At 39.6% G+C, this 20403-nt stretch carries 21 protein-coding genes and 3 tRNA genes; 5 read left to right on the forward strand and 19 right to left on the reverse strand.

Features of this window, described 5'->3' with window-relative positions:
* Positions 1 to 11 precede the first annotated feature (11 nt).
* From WA249_RS05680 to WA249_RS05695, 4 genes are all read right to left on the reverse strand, one after another.
* Positions 12 to 605, reverse strand: coding sequence for an HAD-IB family hydrolase (locus WA249_RS05680; protein WP_336166966.1), 594 nt, complete (start codon positions 603 to 605; stop codon positions 12 to 14).
* A gap of 107 nt (positions 606 to 712) precedes the next feature.
* Positions 713 to 789: transfer RNA gene (locus tag WA249_RS05685), tRNA-Arg, on the reverse strand.
* Between the two features lie 38 nt (positions 790 to 827).
* A tRNA-Arg gene (locus WA249_RS05690) sits at positions 828 to 904 on the reverse strand.
* 9 nt (positions 905 to 913) lie between these two features.
* Positions 914 to 1004 (reverse strand) — tRNA-Ser (locus WA249_RS05695).
* 261 nt (positions 1005 to 1265) lie between these two features.
* On the opposite strand from WA249_RS05695, the gene rnr reads away from it, so the two are divergent.
* From rnr to WA249_RS05715, 4 genes are all read left to right on the forward strand, one after another.
* On the forward strand, positions 1266 to 3680 hold the full coding sequence (gene rnr / locus WA249_RS05700) for a ribonuclease R (RefSeq protein WP_336166968.1): 2415 nt from the start codon (positions 1266 to 1268) through the stop codon (positions 3678 to 3680).
* 135 nt (positions 3681 to 3815) lie between these two features.
* Positions 3816 to 5870: a M3 family metallopeptidase gene (locus WA249_RS05705; protein ID WP_336166970.1), complete on the forward strand. Its 2055-nt coding sequence runs from the start codon at positions 3816 to 3818 to the stop codon at positions 5868 to 5870.
* 40 nt (positions 5871 to 5910) lie between these two features.
* Positions 5911 to 6120 carry a YheV family putative zinc ribbon protein gene (locus tag WA249_RS05710; RefSeq protein ID WP_016140118.1) on the forward strand — a complete coding sequence of 70 codons (210 nt, stop codon included), beginning with the start codon at positions 5911 to 5913 and terminating at the stop codon, positions 6118 to 6120.
* Positions 6121 to 6131: 11 nt separating this feature from the next.
* Complete coding sequence (locus tag WA249_RS05715) at positions 6132 to 6557, forward strand: hypothetical protein (RefSeq protein ID WP_336166973.1); 426 nt, start codon at positions 6132 to 6134, stop codon at positions 6555 to 6557.
* A gap of 163 nt (positions 6558 to 6720) precedes the next feature.
* On the opposite strand, the gene WA249_RS05720 is transcribed toward WA249_RS05715, so the two are convergent.
* From WA249_RS05720 to WA249_RS05740, 5 genes are all read right to left on the reverse strand, one after another.
* Positions 6721 to 8916, reverse strand: coding sequence for a TRAP transporter large permease subunit (locus tag WA249_RS05720; RefSeq protein ID WP_336166975.1), 2196 nt, complete (start codon positions 8914 to 8916; stop codon positions 6721 to 6723).
* 180 nt (positions 8917 to 9096) lie between these two features.
* Positions 9097 to 9672: a rhombosortase gene (gene rrtA / locus WA249_RS05725; protein WP_336166977.1), complete on the reverse strand. Its 576-nt coding sequence runs from the start codon at positions 9670 to 9672 to the stop codon at positions 9097 to 9099.
* Positions 9673 to 9755: 83 nt separating this feature from the next.
* Entirely contained in the window at positions 9756 to 10844 is a 1089-nt protein-coding gene (locus WA249_RS05730; RefSeq protein ID WP_336166979.1) for a hypothetical protein, read from the reverse strand.
* A 769-nt stretch (positions 10845 to 11613) separates the two neighbouring features.
* Positions 11614 to 12003, reverse strand: coding sequence for a hypothetical protein (locus WA249_RS05735; protein WP_336166981.1), 390 nt, complete (start codon positions 12001 to 12003; stop codon positions 11614 to 11616).
* Between the two features lie 6 nt (positions 12004 to 12009).
* On the reverse strand, positions 12010 to 12267 hold the full coding sequence (locus WA249_RS05740) for an FAD assembly factor SdhE (RefSeq protein ID WP_016140114.1): 258 nt from the start codon (positions 12265 to 12267) through the stop codon (positions 12010 to 12012).
* A 189-nt stretch (positions 12268 to 12456) separates the two neighbouring features.
* Here WA249_RS05740 and WA249_RS05745 point away from each other — a divergent pair, with 189 nt between their 5' ends.
* Complete coding sequence (locus WA249_RS05745) at positions 12457 to 13629, forward strand: acyl-CoA dehydrogenase family protein (RefSeq protein WP_336166984.1); 1173 nt, start codon at positions 12457 to 12459, stop codon at positions 13627 to 13629.
* Between the two features lie 51 nt (positions 13630 to 13680).
* Here the strand turns inward: WA249_RS05745 and WA249_RS05750 are convergent, their stop codons facing one another.
* From WA249_RS05750 to rpmD, 10 genes are all read right to left on the reverse strand, one after another.
* On the reverse strand, positions 13681 to 15171 hold the full coding sequence (locus tag WA249_RS05750; RefSeq protein ID WP_336166987.1) for a flavin-containing monooxygenase: 1491 nt from the start codon (positions 15169 to 15171) through the stop codon (positions 13681 to 13683).
* Between the two features lie 181 nt (positions 15172 to 15352).
* Positions 15353 to 15730, reverse strand: coding sequence for a 50S ribosomal protein L17 (gene rplQ / locus WA249_RS05755; protein ID WP_016140111.1), 378 nt, complete (start codon positions 15728 to 15730; stop codon positions 15353 to 15355).
* 18 nt (positions 15731 to 15748) lie between these two features.
* The gene (locus WA249_RS05760) at positions 15749 to 16756 is read right to left on the reverse strand and encodes a DNA-directed RNA polymerase subunit alpha (protein WP_003653641.1); all 1008 of its coding nucleotides are present in this window, start codon (positions 16754 to 16756) and stop codon (positions 15749 to 15751) included.
* 17 nt (positions 16757 to 16773) lie between these two features.
* On the reverse strand, positions 16774 to 17400 hold the full coding sequence (rpsD, locus tag WA249_RS05765; protein ID WP_336166990.1) for a 30S ribosomal protein S4: 627 nt from the start codon (positions 17398 to 17400) through the stop codon (positions 16774 to 16776).
* Positions 17401 to 17412: 12 nt separating this feature from the next.
* The gene (gene rpsK / locus WA249_RS05770; protein ID WP_001040166.1) at positions 17413 to 17799 is read right to left on the reverse strand and encodes a 30S ribosomal protein S11; all 387 of its coding nucleotides are present in this window, start codon (positions 17797 to 17799) and stop codon (positions 17413 to 17415) included.
* Between the two features lie 19 nt (positions 17800 to 17818).
* Positions 17819 to 18175: a 30S ribosomal protein S13 gene (gene rpsM / locus WA249_RS05775; RefSeq protein WP_003653646.1), complete on the reverse strand. Its 357-nt coding sequence runs from the start codon at positions 18173 to 18175 to the stop codon at positions 17819 to 17821.
* Between the two features lie 105 nt (positions 18176 to 18280).
* A complete protein-coding gene (gene rpmJ, locus WA249_RS05780) occupies positions 18281 to 18397 on the reverse strand; it encodes a 50S ribosomal protein L36 (RefSeq protein WP_000867907.1) in 117 nt (38 codons plus the stop codon).
* A 20-nt stretch (positions 18398 to 18417) separates the two neighbouring features.
* Entirely contained in the window at positions 18418 to 19737 is a 1320-nt protein-coding gene (gene secY / locus WA249_RS05785) for a preprotein translocase subunit SecY (protein ID WP_336167300.1), read from the reverse strand.
* Between the two features lie 45 nt (positions 19738 to 19782).
* Positions 19783 to 20223 carry a 50S ribosomal protein L15 gene (gene rplO / locus WA249_RS05790; RefSeq protein WP_003653650.1) on the reverse strand — a complete coding sequence of 147 codons (441 nt, stop codon included), beginning with the start codon at positions 20221 to 20223 and terminating at the stop codon, positions 19783 to 19785.
* A gap of 3 nt (positions 20224 to 20226) precedes the next feature.
* The gene (gene rpmD / locus WA249_RS05795) at positions 20227 to 20403 is read right to left on the reverse strand and encodes a 50S ribosomal protein L30 (protein ID WP_003653652.1); all 177 of its coding nucleotides are present in this window, start codon (positions 20401 to 20403) and stop codon (positions 20227 to 20229) included.

A 20403-nucleotide genomic window follows, 5' to 3' on the forward strand; every position in this document is an offset into this window, starting at 1 on the left:
ATTAATTAATACTAATCAATCTCTTGCCATCTATAATATTTTTTATGGGCTAACTCTAACATTGCATAATCATTAGGCGTATCGCCATAGGCATAAATTGTAGGGTACTGGCTTAAATCATATTTATCTTTAATTCTATTTACTTTTTCTAAATAACCACAATCACCATCAATAAAATGACCTGTTAAAATACCATTATGTATTTCAAGTTGATTGCATATAACATCTAAACCTAAAGAATGACACCAACTTTCTAAATAAACGCCCAATGATGCTGATACAACAACAATCTGATCGCCTTGCTCTTTATGCCAGAGAATACGCTCCAAAGCATTTTCACGCACACAGGTAGGAAGTACCTTTTTAGCAAACTCTTGTCCCATATCTTTTAGGGAGTTCGCGTCATAGCCAACATATCCTACTTGGCAGAGCTTAGTTCGGATGGTTCTATCCGTTACCCAACCAAGCTTATAGCCAGCTATATACGGTGCAAGTCGAATACTACCAACTATTTGAGTCTTTCTGTCTAAAGAAAATTTAAGAAATAAGCTGAACGTGTCGTTATGAGTGATGGTGCCATCAAAATCAAATAAAGCTAGATTCATTTATGATTATCTCTAATATAATTAAAAAGTTATAAATTTAGATTTTTTTAAAATTACTAAAAAACAAGCACAAAAAAACCGCTATAAAAGCGGTTAATTCTTCAAGTTGGTGCGCTCAGAGAGATTCGAACTCCCGACCCCTTAGTTCGTAGCCAAGTGCTCTATCCAGCTGAGCTATGAGCGCGTAACTTGTGTGCCTTTCAGCGATTCGTTCTATTTACTTGGTGCGCTCAGAGAGATTCGAACTCCCGACCCCTTAGTTCGTAGCCAAGTGCTCTATCCAGCTGAGCTATGAGCGCATTAAGTAATGGCGGTGAGAGAGGGATTCGAACCCTCGATACCAGTAATAGGTATGCTTCCTTAGCAGGGAAGTGATTTCAGCCACTCATCCACCTCACCGGAACGAGCCGCCATAATACAAACTAAAACCACATTGATCAAGTCATCATACTGAAATTTTCTTGTTTTTTAGTTCAATGAATTATTTTTTAAGCAATTTTCTCATTATTTTCGTCTTTTTCGATCAAACGCTTGTTAAGATAGATATTATTTCTTCATCAAAATACTGTAGTGCATAACACATTATTGCAAACCTAAACGTGCAGTTCGGGTCTGCATGGCTTATGCTAAACTTATCTGCCAAGCGTGAAACCAAACGACATGACAAAAAACTGGGCTGACCCTGAAGCGAAAGCTGAAGCTGAACGTTATGACAATCCTATTCCAAGCCGTACTCTTATTTTAGATACATTGGAGCAGGTTCAAACACCACAATCTCATGCAGAGCTTGTCGATCATTTTAATATTCATGACCAAAAAAGTATCGAAGCGTTAAGTCATCGTTTAAGTGCTATGGTTCGTGATGGTCAAATCATGAAAGACGGTTTTAAATTTCAGTTGGTGGCAGATCAACCAACATATGAAGCAACTGTCTATATTAATAGTAAAGGTTTAGGTACAGCACATATTGATGGTCAAACTGACCTTTTACTTCCTGAACGTGAATTACGTTTAGTCTTTAATGGCGACCGAGTTAGAGTGCGCCAGACTTCAGTAGACCGCAAAGGTAAACCTTGGGGTTTTATTACAGAAGTTTTGCAACATCGTGTCAAACAATTGATCGGTAAATTGTCAGTTCATGAGGGCGAATATTTTATTCAACCCAACAATCCTAATCAGCACCAACCTATTCCTTTGGAAAAAGAACTCGTAAAACATGCTGAAGCGAATGTTGGCGATATGCTGCGTGTTGCAATTGATACTTATCCAACCCGCGAAGAGTTTTCAACGGCGCATATTATTCAGTCTATGGCGGACAAAGCTGATACAGAAATTATTATTCCACAAACCATTCTTGAATTTGGTTTGCCATATGAATTTCCAGATCAGGTATTAAAAGAAGCAGAAAGTTTTAAAGAACCATCTGCTCAAGACCGTGAAGGCCGCATTGATTTAAGAGATTTAGCATTAGTTACAATTGATGGTGAAGACGCTCGAGATTTTGACGATGCAGTTTATGCAGAGAAACGTCCAGGCGGCGGTTACCGCGTTGTAGTCGCAATTGCCGATGTCAGCCATTATGTTCGCTTAAACTCGGCCCTCAATGAAGAAGCTGAGGAACGAGGCACTTCGGTATATTTCCCACACTTTGTATTACCAATGCTACCAGAGGCTTTATCAAACGGCTTGTGTTCTCTGAACCCTCACGTAGACCGTCTATGTATGGTTTGTGATCTTAAGCTCTCTCGTACAGGCCGTGTAACTGGCTATGAGTTTTATCCGTCAGTTATGCACTCAAAAGCACGTTTGACCTACACACAAGTAGCGCAATACTTTGAAGGCGCAACAGATGCGATTCCAAAAGATCGCGATGTTCATAAATCTTTAAATACACTTTTCCAGCTTTATCAAATTTTGAAAAACTTGCGTGCTGACCGTCATGCAATGGAATTTGAAACCATTGAAACATATATGACTTTTGATGAGCTGGGCGGAATTAAAGAAATTTTGCCACGTACACGTAATGAAGCGCATAAGCTTATTGAAGAATGTATGTTGCTTGCTAACGTTGCTGCGGCTGAATATGCATTAGAGCATGATGTTCCAATGTTATATCGCGTGCATGAAGCTCCTGAGTTTTCACGTATTCAGAAAGTAAAAGACTTTGTGAAATTACTTGGTCTACCCTTCCCTGACCAGCCAACTCAAGCAGACTACCAAAGAGTTATTGAAGCAACTAAAGACCGTATTGATGCGCCAAGCATTCATGCCGTTTTATTGCGCTCAATGATGCAAGCTTATTATGGTGCAAAAAATGCGGGACACTATGGTTTAGCGTATGAAGCTTATACTCATTTCACTTCGCCAATCCGTCGTTACCCAGATTTATTATTACACCGTGCTATCAAGGCACATTTGAAACAAAAACCTTCTCCTCTCTCTGGTGCCGCACTAGATGATGCTGGTGAACATTTTTCTAAAACTGAACGCCGTGCAGATGAAGCTTCTCGTAGCGTAACGACTTGGTTGAAATGTCACTATATGCAACAGCATTTGGGTGAAGAGTTTATTGGTATCGTAAGTGCAGTAACCGAATTTGGTTTATTCGTGACACTTAAAGACTTATATGTCGATGGTATGATTCATATTAGCCAACTTGGTGATGACTTCTTTATTTATGACCAAGCGAGCCAAAATCTTGTAGGCCAAAATCGTGGTCAAGTTTTTGGTTTAGGTGATGAAGTTAAAATTCAGGTGGCTGGCGTAAATCTTGAAGAACGTAAAATTGATTTCCAACTTCTTCAACAAGTCACGCATGCCGGACGAGTCGTTCGTAGCCGAGCTCCACGCACAACAAAAACATCTCCACAGGCAACTGAAGAAGTTTTCAGTAAACCAACAAGTAGTGATGGCGAAAGACCTGTTCACAAAAAGAAAGAAAAAGCTAAGTCGAGTTCTTATACGAAAAAGCCTGGTAAAAAAACTTCTGCAAAAGCAGAAAGTAAACCAGAAAAAGTAAAGAAAAAGTCTAAGCCTAAAAAGAAAAAGGCCAATGCGAAATCAAAGGCTGAATAATTAAACAATAAATGTTGTCAATTCAGAAATAAGCCTCCAATGTGAGGCTTATTTCTTTTTAAAAAAGTTATTTTGTACATTAAACTTGATTTCTGGCTTGAGAGGACCTACATCTAATAACATGTTTAAAAAATAATGTGGCTCACAGCAATGACTTTCCAACAAGCGACCTTACCAACACCGCGTTTTGATCAAATTGAATTAGAAAATTTAAAACAAGACATCCAACAAGCGATTCAAGCAGGCCAAGAATTTTTAAATACGCTTACCGCTGTACCTACCGATGCCACTCAACAACTTGCTGTACTTGAACAAGTCGATACTCTTGAAAACAACCTCAGTGAATCATGGGGCGTTTTATCACATTTAAATGCGGTAATGAGCAATGCTGAAACCAGAGAGGTCTATCAATCGTTATTGCCAGCATTGAGCGAATATTACACTCAGCTTGGACAACACACGGCGCTCTACCAAACTTATCAGCACATCCATGATGGTCAGGTCTATACATCTCTTAGTCCAGCCCAACAAAGTGCTATTCGCCTCGCTTTACGTGACTTTAAACTTTCTGGTGTGGCTTTAGAGGGCGAAGAGAAAAAACGCTATGCAGATATTTCTGCTCGTCTTTCACAGCTTTCTTCTGATTTTTCTAATCATGTACTTGATGCGACACAAGCTTACTTTAAACCACTTACAGAAGCTGAGCTAAAAGGTCTGCCAGAAAGTAATGTTGAGTTATTAAAACAGTACGGTAAACAACGTGAACTCGACCAAGCTGTAGCAACTCTGGACTTTCCAGCTTACTTTGCAATCATGACCTATGCAGATGACCGTTCATTGCGTGAAGAACTTTATAGAGCCTATGTCACTCGTGCATCTGATCAGTCTGAACAAACTGAGTTTGATAACAGCAAAATTATGGAAGAAATTTTAAGTCTTCGTCAGGAAATGGCGAAACTACTTGGTTTCAATAACTATGCTGAATACTCTCTCGCAAGCAAGATGGCACCAGATGTAAAAACGGTACATGACTTTTTAGTTGATCTCGCTGAGCATGCTCGTGTGCCTGCTCTTCAAGAAGTTACTGAACTTCAAGAGATTGCTAAGCAAGATGGTGTTGACGAACTTAAACCTTGGGATAGCACTTACTATTCTGAAAAGCTTAAACAGCAACAATTCAACTTATCGCAAGAAGCATTAAAACCTTATTTCCCTGCACCTAAAGTCATTCAGGGCTTATTCCAGATCGTGCAGCGCTTATACGGTATTAACATCGTTGAACGTGAAGCTCCAGTTTGGCATCCAGATGCACGTTATTTTGAGTTAGAAGACCAAGGTCAAGTGGTTGGTGGCTTCTTCTTTGATTTATACGCGCGTACTGGTAAAAGAGGCGGCGCATGGATGAGTGGTTTCCGCTCACGCATGCAAACTGTTCATGGTTTACAAAAACCAATTTGCTACATGGTGTGTAACTTCACTCCTCCAGTAGGTAATCAGCCTGCTTTACTCACCCATGATGAAGTAATCACTTTATTCCATGAGTTTGGACATGGTTTACATCACATGCTAACCGAAGTAGATAATATTTCGGTTGCAGGAACTCATGGTGTTGCTTGGGATGCAGTAGAGCTACCAAGCCAGTTCATGGAATTCTGGTCTTGGGATAAAGAAAGTTTAGATGTTTTAAGTGAGCACACTGAGAGCAAACAAACTTTACCGCAAGAATTACTTGATGCTTTATTAAATGCTCGTTTCTTCCAGTCTGGTATGCAAACTTTACGTCAGCTTGAATTTGCATTGTTTGATTTGACTATTCACACTAAAACACCTGCTTTGAATAGTGAGCAAATTCAGCAAACTTTAAATGACATTCGTAAACAATACGCAGTTGTTCCAGCTGTTGAATATAATCGCTTTCAACATAGCTTCAGTCATATTTTCGCTGGTGGTTATGCGGCTGGCTATTACTCTTACAAATGGGCAGAAGTTTTAGCGAGTGATGCATTTGATCGCTTTGAACACGAAGGTATTTTCAACACTCAAACTGGCAAAGAATTCCGTCAGGCAATTTTAGCTGTGGGTGGTAAAGACACTGCACTTGAAGCATTTGTAAGTTTCCGTGGCCGTGAACCTAAAATTGATGCATTGTTACGTCATCAAGGTTGGACGAATGACAGCAAAACCGCTTAAACTATGGGCCTAAATTGATCGTGTGGTTAGGGTGATAAAGATGAAAAAACGTTTCATTGCTGGGGCTAAATGTCCAAAATGTGAAGCAACCGATCGGATTGTCATGCTAACCACCGCTGAAGACGAATGGATTGAATGTATCGAATGCGGTTATAGCGAAAATCGTCCGACTCATATTGATGAGCCTGAAACACCTGCTGTACCTGATGAAGTTGGAGTAATACAGTTCAAGCCTCGTCGTCCTGACTAAAGGTCTTAGAGATGCCACTACAAAGAAAACAAAACTCAAAACTATTGTGGATTTTAATTGGGGGCTTAAGCATTCTTGTAGTGCTTTTTTTCGCTGCACAATGGTTTTTCAAAAAAACCGAGTCATCCGCACCAATGGTTGATCCTCAACCTGTTTCGACACCTTCTCCTGCTAAAACCCCTGATCTATCATCAGGTTATGAACCGGTAACAGAGGCTACAAGTTCACAACAACTTGTAAATGAAGATGTACTTAAACAACCTGTACCTGCTCAAGAGTCTTTAGCAAAAGAGGAAGTGTCTAAACTCGATGACATTCATCACCAGCTAAAAGATCAGGAAGTAACCTTAAAAGCTCAGCATGCAGATGCAGATCAATTGACGAAACTCAAAGAAGAACAAGTTAAATTGCTTGAAGCCCAGCTCAAACAACAATAGTTTTTCAATGGGAACTTAAAAAGCTAAAATCATCGATCTTTAGCTTTTTTATTTTAACTAAAATAATTCTATTCATCTTTTTTCTAAATTTAATGAATCCTCTTAATAAAAAAAGCCCTCCATTTAGGAAGGCTTTTTTGTATAACCGATACTTTAATTTAAGTTAATGATACCAACCGAATAACTTAAACACATATGGCACATAAGTAACCAATACCAGTGATGAGAACAAGACAATAATTGGTAGCAACCAGCGCTCATAACGGAAATAGAAACTTGTATATTTCTCTTTCGCTTCAGCATCAGCAGCGTTCACTTCATCATCTCCGACGGACAACCGCGTGAGTAGATGGTTCAAGGCAACTGGCGGGGTTACATAACCAAATTCGAATGCAACCAACACAATCATCCAGAAGTGAATTGGATGAATACCATTTTCGTATGCCACAGGCGCAATGGTTGCAGCAACTAAAATTACAGCACCAAATGGATCTGTACACATACCAATAATAGCAAGTAGCAGTGCGATACATGCAAGTGATATATAGATACTGCCTAAATGAGTCGGCAATAATTCAACCACTTCAGAACGTTCAATTAAACCACCAACACTTGCAGACAATGCCATCAAGATAATGAGTGCGCCAATATGACCTACAGTTTCTGAAGTTGCAAAACGAAGTGCTCCGCCAAAACCAAGACGGAATTGAGAACTATGTGGATCATGCGCTCGAAGGAATGGTGATTTCTGTTCGTGTTCACGAACAATCGCCTCATGAATATTGATTGCAGGGGCTTCTTTTGGCGCCACCATTTTGTCATACAAGATCATTGCAATCAGGACTAATGGTAAAATTACTGGTGCAGTAAATTCATTCATTCCTGTGTCTAGTGCATATTTATAAATAGCAAGAACAACAGCAGTGATCAAAATGTATGGAATTACAGGTACAAAGGCACGCATCATGCCCGGAATCGCTACTTTTGGCGAATTCACACGGAATTTTTCTTCAGCCAAGAGTAATGAAACACCCAAGAAAATAAATGCTGTTAACCAAAATACATAAACACCATGGCCGAACAGCTCATCGGACGTCACATGACGACTATCAAGCATTGCAATTAAAACGACCAGTAGACATGGACGTACAACCACACCTAAAGAACCTGACATTGCTGATACAGCCAATGCATATTGACGGCGAGCGCCCGCATTCCAGACTTCTTTATAGATAATTGCACCTGCTGCAATAACAAAAATACCCGACGCACCTGTATAAGCCGTTGGTACCGCAGCTGCAATTAGAATTAACCATGTTAGAGTTTCTGGCGCCAAATTCCATGGGCGAAGCACGTTAAGGAATAAATCCATAACGCGTGTTTGAGTTAGAAGCATACCTGCCCAAATAAACAAGGCAAGGTTTAAGAAGATACCTGAGAACTCAACCAACAAGCCAAGGTAAATCCCTTGTCCCATTGGATAATCCATAAAGAATGTAAACACTATGCCCGTAATAAGTGCCATATAAGCATATAAAGGCACGCATAGTAGCGCTAAGCCAATATTCCCGCCTTCACGTTTTGCGGGAGGTGAAACAAATAGTTGATAAAGACTAATTAAAGTCAGAACAACAAACAGAATCATCCATATCCAGTAAATAGTTACTGTTTCATAGGTAGGTGTCACACCAGAGTTGATAACTGAACGATACTGGCTAATTACAGAGAAACTGAGTAGCGCATTAGCGACCACCATAAAGATGGAATAGACTTTGTAATCTATTTTTGTTGCTGGATTACGTAAGCCAATATGGTGAAATTTTAACGATGCAGTAATCGCAGAAATCAGCACCATAAAAATCAGTAAAATTGCGCGGTTTTCTGTACCAAATTTAAAAATACCAAAGAAACCTGTCTCAATAGCACGGTAAGTACGTACCCCTGAGTTAGCTTCGATATATTTAATTGTCTTGTCATACGCCTGATATTTCTCGTCACATTGTTGCTGCGCTGCGAGTAGTGATGCACGGACATCACTTTCCGATGCTGCACCAAAGAAACTCGAGAAATCATCAGATTTATTCGCTTTCATTTGTTCTTTTACTTGAGCATCGATATTTGGATGTCGTTCACAAGTCGGCTTTTCAGGTTCAGCACGCAAAAATGAATATTGCATGCCTATTGCAGGATCACCATAAAGACGCTCCCCGATACGTAATAATTGTCCGTGGATCATTTCCCCGGTACCAATGATTAGAGTCATTAATAGCAAAATGAGGATGACGAATGTTGAGATCCATTCGTTCCATATATAACCCAGCAGACCTAATCCAGATCTTTTTTCTTGATGTTCTTGCATAAATATTCCAATTTTGTTCTCTCAAAAACCTAAAAAAAACAGGAGCTTGAGTCATGCAATTTTTTTGGTCAGGGGTTAAATCCATCCCCCTTCTACCAATCCCTTTATTCAACGATCAAATTTGCATCAAACTTTATTAATAAAGAATGACTAAAATCACTTTTTTAACAGTTTGTATTGTCAATTTTTCTTTTTTAATCTTTGAGCAAGCCAATAGCATGCCCCAAAGATTGCGCCACCAATTGCTCCATATAAGTGAGCTTCTGTTAAAACCGGACTTCCTATTAACTGAGCTGTTCCTGTTTGCCCAAAGGTATTTTCCCATATCAGTTTTGCAATAATTAATCCTAAAACCAGAAAAGCAAAATTCCGTTCTTTACGATATTGCAAATAAACTAAAGCAACTGCTGTATATAGCCCATGTAAAACACCTGACAAACCAGCATATGCCTCGATATAAGGTAAATAAAAATAGAACACCAAACTAATAAACGGTGGCAAAAGAAAAAGCAGACTTAAAAGATGCCACGCTTTGGTATGCGGGAAAATAAACGGTAAACAGGCGAATGCCATCATGTTCAAAAGGAAATGAATCCACCCAACGTGTACCCAATGTGCAGTCCATAAACGCCAGAATTCGCCAAGTAAACTTTCACGCCAATAAATAAAAGTATCAGGAAACACCTGTAGACATGCAGATACAGAAATGCACACTGCGACCAAAAGCACTTTCTTATTCAGTACATGATCCTTCATGGCACACTCCTTGAAATTAAACTTCTTGCTACCATTGTAAAACTTAACAACAGTCTCGCAAGAAGTTAACCTTTCAAATATGTTTACTGCGCTGCTGGTGGAGCAGATGAATCCGCAGGAGCTTCAGATGCTGCTCCGCCATCAAACAATTCATCTAGCTCTGCTGCACCTTCATTCTTATCATCCCAGAAATGTGACATACCATCATCTCCGGTACGCACACCTGTATGCTCAGTCCAGTAACGGTCAGAAATACCGCGTACAATCAGACCAGCCATACTATCGATTAACTTAAAGTTTGGGTTGACAGGCTTATCATCAGCTTGAGATGCGGCATAGGATCTTAATGCATCACGGATTTTTGCATCATCACCACTTGCTTGAGCAGCTACCGCATATAACGCATGAGATAAACGAACACCTTTTTGCTCACCAATTTGGACTGATTGCTTTAACGTTTGGTATGGATCAGGTTTCCCTTCATCTGCCCCTGGCAATAAAGTCCAGATAACAGCACGCGTTGCGTTAGGTGCACCCCAGAATTTTTCATTATCGAGACAGACCATGCCACGCTCTACAATAGCAGCGATATCTTTTGGAACATTGACTGCGCCACCAGAGTTAATATCATTGGTTACAGCCTGAAGGCCACTAATCATTCCAAGTAAATAAACTGTTTGATCAGTATCACTACGCATCGTTGGACAAGAATCACCTAAATGGTATTTATATTTAGATTCCCAACGATCAGCAAACAACTTATAGCCCGTATATTGACGCTCAGCAGCAATTGCAGCCCAACGCTTCTGTGCAATACGTGCATCTTGCGCTTCGGTTACCTGCCCTGCTTTTGATGCACGCAAATAACGTAATTCCTGTTCTAACGCTTGGTTTTCCGCACAGACACCTGAAGCTGCATACATTAATACCGCAACACGCGTTGGATCTGCACCCATACCTTTAGTAGACATGATTGCTGGTGTTAAGGCACTACCAGTATTACAAACCATTTCAGCATCTTGCATTGCCAAAATAGGCGGAACGACGTGCTTTTCCGTAAAACCTAAAGCAACATTTGCTCCGCTTTTCACGACATATGAACAACCTGATAAAACTGAAGCTGCAAGAAAACTCACCGCCAAACCTTGGCTTATTTTTTGGACTTTAGACATCTTCCTGTCCTCTATGTAATTTGTTTTTTCCTTCTCAGATGTACATTAGCAGATGCATATCTTGAATAAAAGAGTAATTACTCTAATTGTAGCGCCTATACTTTGACACACTTCACAGCAGATAAAATTGACAGTTTTTCAGGGAAACAGAAATTTTAGGCAAAAAAAAGTAGCATTGCGACGGTTCAGCACATGCTACTTATTAACTGAGATAAGCTTTTAACGGCTTATATTATTTTTGTTCTAGATAATCCTTAAGTAAAGTTCCTGCTCTTCCTACTACCACAGCCATAAGCACTGCAATTAACAGAAACATCCACATTGAAATCTCCATGAGAGACCTCCTTACTACAATCGCACCCAGTTATAAACTGGACACTTGATGGAATTAATCGACTAAACAATTTAATAATTGACTGATCGACGACCTTGCATCCTCTGTCTCTTAACTTTGTTAAAATTAACTCTGTTAAGATGCTCCCTGAGTAAAGTTCCTGCTCTTCCGATCACCACTGCCAAAATTATGGCAATGACCAAGAACGACCATGTTGGCATCTCCATTTTGAGACCTCCGACACACTTTACGTTGGTGTTTGTACTTTAACCGATCAAATAGGCACCCATAGGTGAAATTGTCAGACAATTGTATTTCATTGTCTTTTTTCTATATTTTAATTAGACAATCCTGAACTCAAGCAAAGAAATAAAGATTAAATTATTGTTTCTTATAATTTTTAAATAAATATACAAATGTAGAATTGTCTAACAATTAATGAAGTTTTTGTAAGACTTTTAACTGTTTCCAGTACTGCAAAGGAAGTTGATCAAACCAAATTATAGCTACTTTCATGGGTGCCCCATCAAAATACATAACTATAAACATTTGATAATCAATTATTTTAGTAATTTCTACACGTGAAATAATCTTTGGTGAAGAGTAAGCCACTGACCAAGATTTTTGGTCTAAATATGAAATTTGAGAAATTCGTGATTGTTTTAAAAACAATAGAAAACTAATAGAGAAAAGGATGAGAGCTATCAACCACCAAATGGGTGATAACAATTGATAAAGTAGGATTGCTAAACTCAAGCCAATAAAAAGCTGAAATATTATCGAGAAACGACTATATTTCAGCTCAAAATTCAATTCTTTTATCAAAACAGTTTAGCCATGTACGTACTGTTTTAATTTATAAATAAATTCACGTAACTCTGTACGTGGAGGTTCAGAAACTTCCATGAACCAATCTAGTAAATCTGGATCTTCCTGTTCAACTAACTCTGCAAATAAAGCCTTCTCTGCCGGATCTGCTTGTAAATAATAGTTTTTTACATAAGGGTCAAAATAGACGTCAATTTCTTTTAAGCCGCGGCGTGCTCGATAAATTACTTTACGTTCTTCCAAGGTCATTTCGTCAGACATTTATTTCCCCATCTGCGTTGATAGTGCGCCTAGTTTACCTGATCACATTCCAAAGATCGCTAAAAATATCAAATTGACCAAATTTATCATCTTGTCCTCATAATTGAGCATTCATCACATTGTTACGCAACAAATGCTTCCGTATGTTTAGGGTTATAACATCACACCTGAACCAAGGAAGAAATACAAATGCAATCTGGTGCTATCCGTCCTATTCCAAATATGTTACCGAGACAATTATTCAATGAAGAGCATGAAGCTTTCCGTGAAACAGTGCGTAAATTCTATGAAAAAGAAGTCGTTCCCAATATTGAAAAATATGAAAAACAACAACATGTTGATCGAGATCTTTGGAATAAGGCTGGAGAATTAGGTCTTCTTTGCACCACAATGCCAGAGCAATATGGTGGGTCTGGAGTAGACCGCTTGTACAGTATGATCTTAATTGAAGAACAAGCTTATGCTATGGACTCTAGTACGGGCTTCTCTTTGCATTCAGATATCGTTGCCAATTATGTAAATAACTTTGGTAATGAAGAACAAAAACAAAAGTGGCTACCGAAAATGGCAACAGGAGAAGTAGTCACGGCTATTGCCATGACTGAGCCTGGTACTGGTTCTGATTTACAAGCAGTGAGAACCACCGCCATAGTTGATGGTGATGATTATGTGATTAATGGTTCTAAAATTTTCATTACGAATGGCTACTTATGTGACATGGTCGTAGTGGTTTGTAAAACTGGCAATAACGACAAAGGTTCAGCGAACTTATCACTTATTATTGTTGAAGCAGACCGCGCTGGATTTAGCAAAGGTAAGCCTCTTAATAAAATTGGGATGAAAGGCCAAGATACGTGCGAATTATTTTTCGATAATGTTCGTGTTCCTAAAGAAAATCTCTTAGGTATGGAAGGCATGGGCTTTATCATGCTCATGAAAGAGTTAGCTTGGGAAAGAATGCTAGTCGCTATTATTTGTCAGGCAGGCGCTGAAGCAGCATTTGCACATACCGTTCAATATACAAAAGACCGTAAAGCATTTGGCAAACCTATTAGTGCATTTCAAAATACGCGTTTTAAACTTGCTGAACTGAGAACAGAAATAGATTTCTGCCGTACTTATCTAGATCGTTGTATGGAATTACAACTTGAAGAAAAATTGAGCGTGGAAGCTGCCGCAGCTGCTAAATATAAAATTTCAGATATGTTCTCAAAAGTTGTAGATGATTGTCTTCAATTACATGGAGGTTATGGTTACATGCTTGAATATCCAATTGCGCGTGCCTACATAGATAACCGAGCAAATCGAATTTATGCGGGTACCAATGAAATTATGAAAGAATTAATCTCTAGAACACTTTAATAGCCTCATTATAAAAGGGGCATTACGCCCCTTTTATTTATCTAATCTTTATTAAGATACTAGTTTTGGCTTACGCTCACTCGTTTCTGAACGTTTATGAAAATGTAGAACACCATCTTCAAATTTTGAATTTTTTAGCGACTTTCTATCTTCTAAATAGTTATTAGTGACTTGCCATGGAGCATGCTTACCTTGTTTTGGAAGCTCATGTGCCGCACGGCTGATATAACCTGAAGATAATTTACCCATTACAGTATCTTCTTCCATTTCAGTCTTATCACCCGACGGAACTACTTCATCATAACTATTTTTGTCCATATAGTTTAACAAGCGACAAATATATTCCGCAGCGATATCAACCTTAAGGGTCCATGATGCATTTACATAACCAATAATCATGGCCATATTTGGTACATCACTTAGCATTATGCCATTATAAAGCATATGTTCAGATGAATTGATTGGTTTCCCATCAAGAGTAGCCTGAACCCCACCCATAATTTGAACTTGCAAACCAGTTGCAGAAATCACAATATCCGCATCAAGATGTTTACCAGATTTAAGTAAAATACCTTTTTCAGTAAATTTCTCAACTTGATCAGTTTCTACACTCGCTTTACCTTCACGCAAAATCTTAAATAAGTCACCATCAGGTACCACACATAGACGTTGATCCCAAGGATTGTATGAAGGTGTAAAATGCTTCATATCAACTTTACCCTTTAACTGCACTTCAATTGCTTTTAAGAGTAAGCGACGTACAGTTTTTGGATGTTTCTGAGACAATGCATAAATAGCGCGCTGCATACCAATATTACGTGCACGGGTAAATTTATAAGCTGCTTCTTCTGACATAAATCTACGCGTTTTTTCATAAATGAAGTCGATAGAAGGCACACTAGCAATATACGTAGGCGAACGCTGCAACATGGTTACATGACCCGCTCCACCTTTCGCCATTGCTGGTACTAAAGTAATTGCAGTTGCGCCACTACCAATAATAACGACTTTTTTACCCGTATAATCTAAATTCTCAGGCCAATGCTGTGGGTGAATAAGTTGCCCTTTAAATGCTTCTTGATTTGGGAAAGAAGGCGCGTATCCTTGATCATAATTATAATAACCAGTACACCCTACAACAAAATTAGCAATCCACGTCTGTTGTTTTTTCTTACCATCTTCAATTACAACTTGCCATTTCTTTGATTCAGAATCGTAATTAGCAGAAAGCACACGATAACCAAAGTGAATTTTTTCTTTTAACTTATATTCATCAATTACTTCGCCTAAATACCCTTTAATAGAAGCACCATCAGCTAATACATTCGCTTTACACCACGGCTTAAAATTAAAACCAAATGTGGACATATCTGAGTCTGAGCGAATACCTGGATAACGGAAAAGATCCCATGTTCCACCAAAAGATTCACGACGCTCTAAAATTTCAAATTGGCGTTGTGGAGAATTTTTTGATAAATGGGCAGCAACTCCAATTCCTGAGATACCTGCGCCAATGATTAAAATATCAACTTGCTTTTCCATTTTATTTTTATACCCATTGTTGAGAATATGAGTTTATTAAAGCACAATTTTGACAATACACAATGTCAAGTTTGACCGTTTATCCATTTTTTTATGTCACTTGGGGACATTTTTATATTCTTATTAATTAATGAAAATAAAAAAGACCGGTATAAAACCGGTCTTTTTTGAATAAAATCAATTATTCAGCTGAAGTTGTCACTTCACGATCTACAAGCTCAACGTAAGCCATCGGTGCTGCATCACCAGCACGGAAGCCCGCTTTAAGAACACGTAGATAACCGCCGTTACGTTCTTTGTAACGAGGGCCGAGTACTGTAAATAATTTACCTACAGTTGCAGCATTACGAGTACGAGCAAATGCTAAACGACGATTTGCTACAGTATCGTTTTTTGCTAGAGTGATTAAAGGCTCAGCAACACGACGTAATTCTTTAGCTTTAGGCACAGTTGTTTTGATCAACTCGTGTTCAAATAAAGAATTAGCCATGTTTTGGAACATCGCTTTACGATGGCTGCTTGTACGGCCTAATTTCACACCACTATTACGATGACGCATGGTGATAGTCCTACTTAATTAACGGCTACGATAGGCAAAACGGTCGTCCATACGAAGACTAGCTGGTGGCCAGTTTTCAAGACGCATACCGAGTTGTAAGCCTTTCGATGCCAAAACATCTTTGATCTCTGTTAACGATTTTTTACCAAGGTTAGGAGTTTTTAACAACTCAACTTCAGTACGTTGAACAAGATCACCAATGTAGTAAATATTTTCTGCTTTCAAACAGTTAGCAGAACGAACAGTAAGCTCTAGATCATCTACTGGGCGAAGCAAGATTGGGTCAACTTCTTCACGAGGCTCTTGAGCAACTGGAGTTTGGTCTTTCTGAAGATCAACAAAAATTGCAATTTGTTGTTGCAAGATTGTTGCCGCTTTGCGGATTGCTTCTTCAGGATCAACCGTTCCATTTGTCTCGAGGTCGATTACCAGTTTATCTAAATCGGTACGTTGTTCTACACGCGCATTTTCAACGGTGTAAGAAACACGTTTAATCGGGCTATAAGAAGCATCTAATTGCAAACGACCAACAGGACGTGTTTCGCCTTCAGGGAAACGAGAATCAGATGTTTCATAACCACGACCTTGAGCAACCTTCAAGCGCATTTTTAATGAGCCTGAAGCACTCAAAGTACCAATTAAATGTTCTGGATTAACCACTTCAACATTATGAGGTAAACGAAGGTCAGCAGCAGTAATTTCGCCAGGACCTTGTTTCTCTAATGTTAAATATGCTTCATTTTGATCGAACAGCTTAATAGACAATCCTTTTAGGTTCAGCAAGAGCTCGACGATGTCCTGCTGCAAGCCTTCTAAAGTACTGTACTCGTGCTCGACACCTTCTATCTCAACTTCAACCACAGCAGCGCCAGGTAAAGAAGACAATAGAATGCGACGTAAAGCATTGCCTAGAGTATGGCCAAAACCACGCTCTAAAGGTTCTAGAATCACTTTTGCCGAGGTCCCGCTAACCGCTTCGACCTTGATCGCTTGCGGAGTTAGAAACTCGTTTGCAGTACGCGTCATTATTGCTACCTCAAGGATTATTTAGAATACAATTCTACAATCAAGCTTTCGTTGATTTCAGCAGGTAAATCAGAACGATCTGGTGCAGCTTTAAACGTACCTTCAAGCTTAGAATGATCAACATCCATCCAAGCTGGAATACCACGTTGTGCAGCTAACTCAATCGCGTTTTTAATACGCAATTGTTGTTTAGCACCTTCGTGAACCGCAATTACATCACCAGCTTTAACTTGAATAGATGCGATGTTTACACGACGACCATTCAAAGTAATGCTACGGTGACTTACTAACTGACGAGCTTCTGCACGTGTAGAACCAAAACCCATGCGATAAACAACGTTATCAAGACGGCTTTCAAGCAATTTCAACAAGTTTTCACCTGTTGCGCCTTTAACACGAGCTGCTTCTTTATAGTAGTTACTAAATTGACGTTCTAACACACCGTAAATACGACGGACTTTTTGTTTTTCACGTAATTGTAGTGAATACTCAGATTGCTTACCACCGCGTGCCTGACCATGTTGACCAGGTGCTTTGTTAGCTTTTTTAGTTTTGACGTCAAATGGTTTAACGCCAGATTTAAGTTGCAGGTCTGTCCCTTCGCGGCGAGAGAGTTTGCATTTTGGACCAATATAACGAGCCATGAATGTTTCTCCTTACACGCGACGTTTTTTAGGTGGACGGCAACCGTTGTGAGGAATTGGCGTCACATCGGTAATGCTGTTAATTTTATAACCCACTGCGCCTAATGCACGAACCGCAGACTCACGACCTGGACCAGGACCTTTTACAAGGACATCCAGATTTTTCAAACCGTAATCTAAAGCTGCTTTACCAGCAACTTCAGCAGCTACCTGAGCAGCAAACGGAGTTGATTTACGTGAACCACGGAAGCCTTGTCCACCAGAGGTGGCCCAAGCCAATGCATTACCTTGACGATCAGTAATCGTAACAATGGTGTTATTAAAAGACGCGTGAATGTGTGCAACACCTTCAGAGACGGTACGGGTGACCTTCTTGCGTGTGCGAGTATCTTTAGCCATCTTTTAGCTTCCAGAAATCTTACTTTTTAATCGGTTTGCGCGGACCTTTACGGGTACGTGCGTTAGTTTTGGTGCGTTGACCACGGACAGGCAAGCTGCGACGATGGCGAAGGCCGCGATAGCAACCCAAATCCATTAAACGTTTAATGTTCATGGAAATTTCGCGACGTAAGTCACCTTCGGTAGGAACCTTAGCAACTTCTGCACGAATCGCATCAAGCTGAGCATCGTCCAACTCACGGATCTTAGTAGTTTCAGTAATACCAACTGCAGTTAAGATATTCTTAGCAGTATGGCGACCGACACCAAAGATGTAAGTGAGGGAGATAACAGCATGCTTGTTATCCGGAATGTTTACACCGGCAATACGAGCCATTCACTTTCTCCAAAAAGGCAGTAGAGATAATCAACCGCCCCACAAAATCTTGAGGGGCGGATATTAACCCAATTCGCCTACTGAAATCAACAGGTCTTGATTAGATTAACCTTGACGCTGCTTATGACGAGGTTCTGCGCTACAAATTACGCGAATAACCCCATTACGACGGATAACTTTACAGCTACCACAAATTTTCTTTACAGAAGCTTGTACTTTCATGATGAAACCTCTAAGTGCGCTTATCCCTTAGGATGAGCAGTCGTTTTTCTCATTAATGTTTGATTATCATATTGATGAGATGTTAAGTGCGCTTGTAGCTGAGCCATAAAGTCCATAACAACGACAACTACGATTAGTAATGATGTGCCACCCAAAGAGAATGGGATCCCAAAAGAACTTTGTAGAATCATTGGCATTAAACAAATGACCGTAATATAAATCGCACCAATAAACGTCAAACGATTAAGAATATGATCTAAGTAACGAGCAGTTTGCTCACCTGGGCGAATACCAGGCACATAAGCTCCGCTGCGTTTTAGATTTTCTGATACTTCCTTAGGGCTAAATACTAAAGCCGTATAAAAGTAACAGAAAAAGATAATTAACGCACCAAAGAGCACCAAATACAAAGGCTGTCCAGGCGACAATACTAAAGCTAAATCTTGTAAGCTACGTTTAATGAATCCAGCATTTGCATCTGCACTTCCTACCCATTGACCAAGACTCGCTGGGAACAATAGTAAAGAACTTGCAAAAATCGCAGGAATCACACCAGCCATATTAATTTTCAATGGCAAATGTGTCTGCTGTGCTGTAAATATACGACGACCTTGCTGCTTTTGTGCATAGTTTACTGGAATACGACGTTGTGCTTTTTCAATAAACACAATCGCAGCCAACACACCTACAGACAAAAGACCAAAGATCACAAGACCAATCAAGCTTGTCTGACCATTATCTACTGATGAAACTGATTGCATAATTAACTTAGGCAAACCAGAAACAATACCAGCAAAAATAATCATTGAGATACCGTTACCAATACCTCTTTCAGTGATTTGTTCACCTAGCCACATTAAGAACATAGTTCCAGCGACAAGTGATGTAACTGCTGGTATATAAAACTCAAGACCAACTGACAGAGTAATACCCTGACCAATCAAACCTGCGCACATACCAACTGCCTGAACCACTGCAAGCAATAATGTACCCTGACGCGTATATTGATTAATTTTACGCTTACCTTGCTCACCTTCCTTTTTCAAGGCTTCTAGTGAAGGAATTACGGTAGACATTAACTGCACAATAATTGATGCAGAAATGTAAGGCATAATCCCTAAAGCAAGAATAGACATTCGCTCTAAAGCACCGCCAGAAAACATATTGAATAGCCCAAGAATAGTTCCTTGGTTCGCATGAAATAAATTTTCTAACGCAGCATTATTAATGCCTGGTACTGGAATATGCGCTCCTAGTCGAAAGACCAGCAATGCACCGATTAGAAAACTCATCCGGCGAATAATTTCACGATATTTCACATGAAATGGCTGACCTTTCATCATGTTGACATGACCTGAAGAACTAGGAGACATAGACACTCGAGATTACTCCTCGACTTTGCCGCCAGCTGCTTCAATCGCAGCTTTGGCGCCTTTAGTCAATGCAACACCTTGAACAGTGAATGCACGAGTGATTTCACCAGAAAGTACGATACGAGCACGAATTTGGTCACGACGAACAACATTCGCAGCTTTCAAAGTTTCTAGGCTAACGATGTCGCCTTCAACTTTGCTTAACTCAGATAAACGTACTTCAGCAGTTTTTAAAGCGATTTGGCTAGTGAAACCGAATTTAGGTAAACGACGATAAATCGCTGTTTGACCGCCTTCAAAGCCTGGACGAACGCCACCACTTTTACGTGATTTTTGACCTTTGACACCACGGCCACCGGTCTTACCAACGCCAGAACCGATACCACGGCCTAAACGACGGTTTTCACGTTTTGCACCTTCTGCAGGTGCAAGCTCATTTAAACGCAGAGTCATGGCTTATTCCTCTACACTAACCATATAGTAGACTTTGTTGACCATACCACGGTTAGAAGGCGTATCTTGCACTTCTACAGTATGACCAATACGACGCAGACCTAAACCTTGTAAGCAAAGCTTGTGATTTTTCAAGCGATGTGAAGAAGATTTAGTCTGGGTAACTTTAATCGTTTTCAT

It is taken from the genome of Acinetobacter sp. 161(2023) (assembly GCF_037027805.1).
Classification (GTDB): domain Bacteria; phylum Pseudomonadota; class Gammaproteobacteria; order Pseudomonadales; family Moraxellaceae; genus Acinetobacter.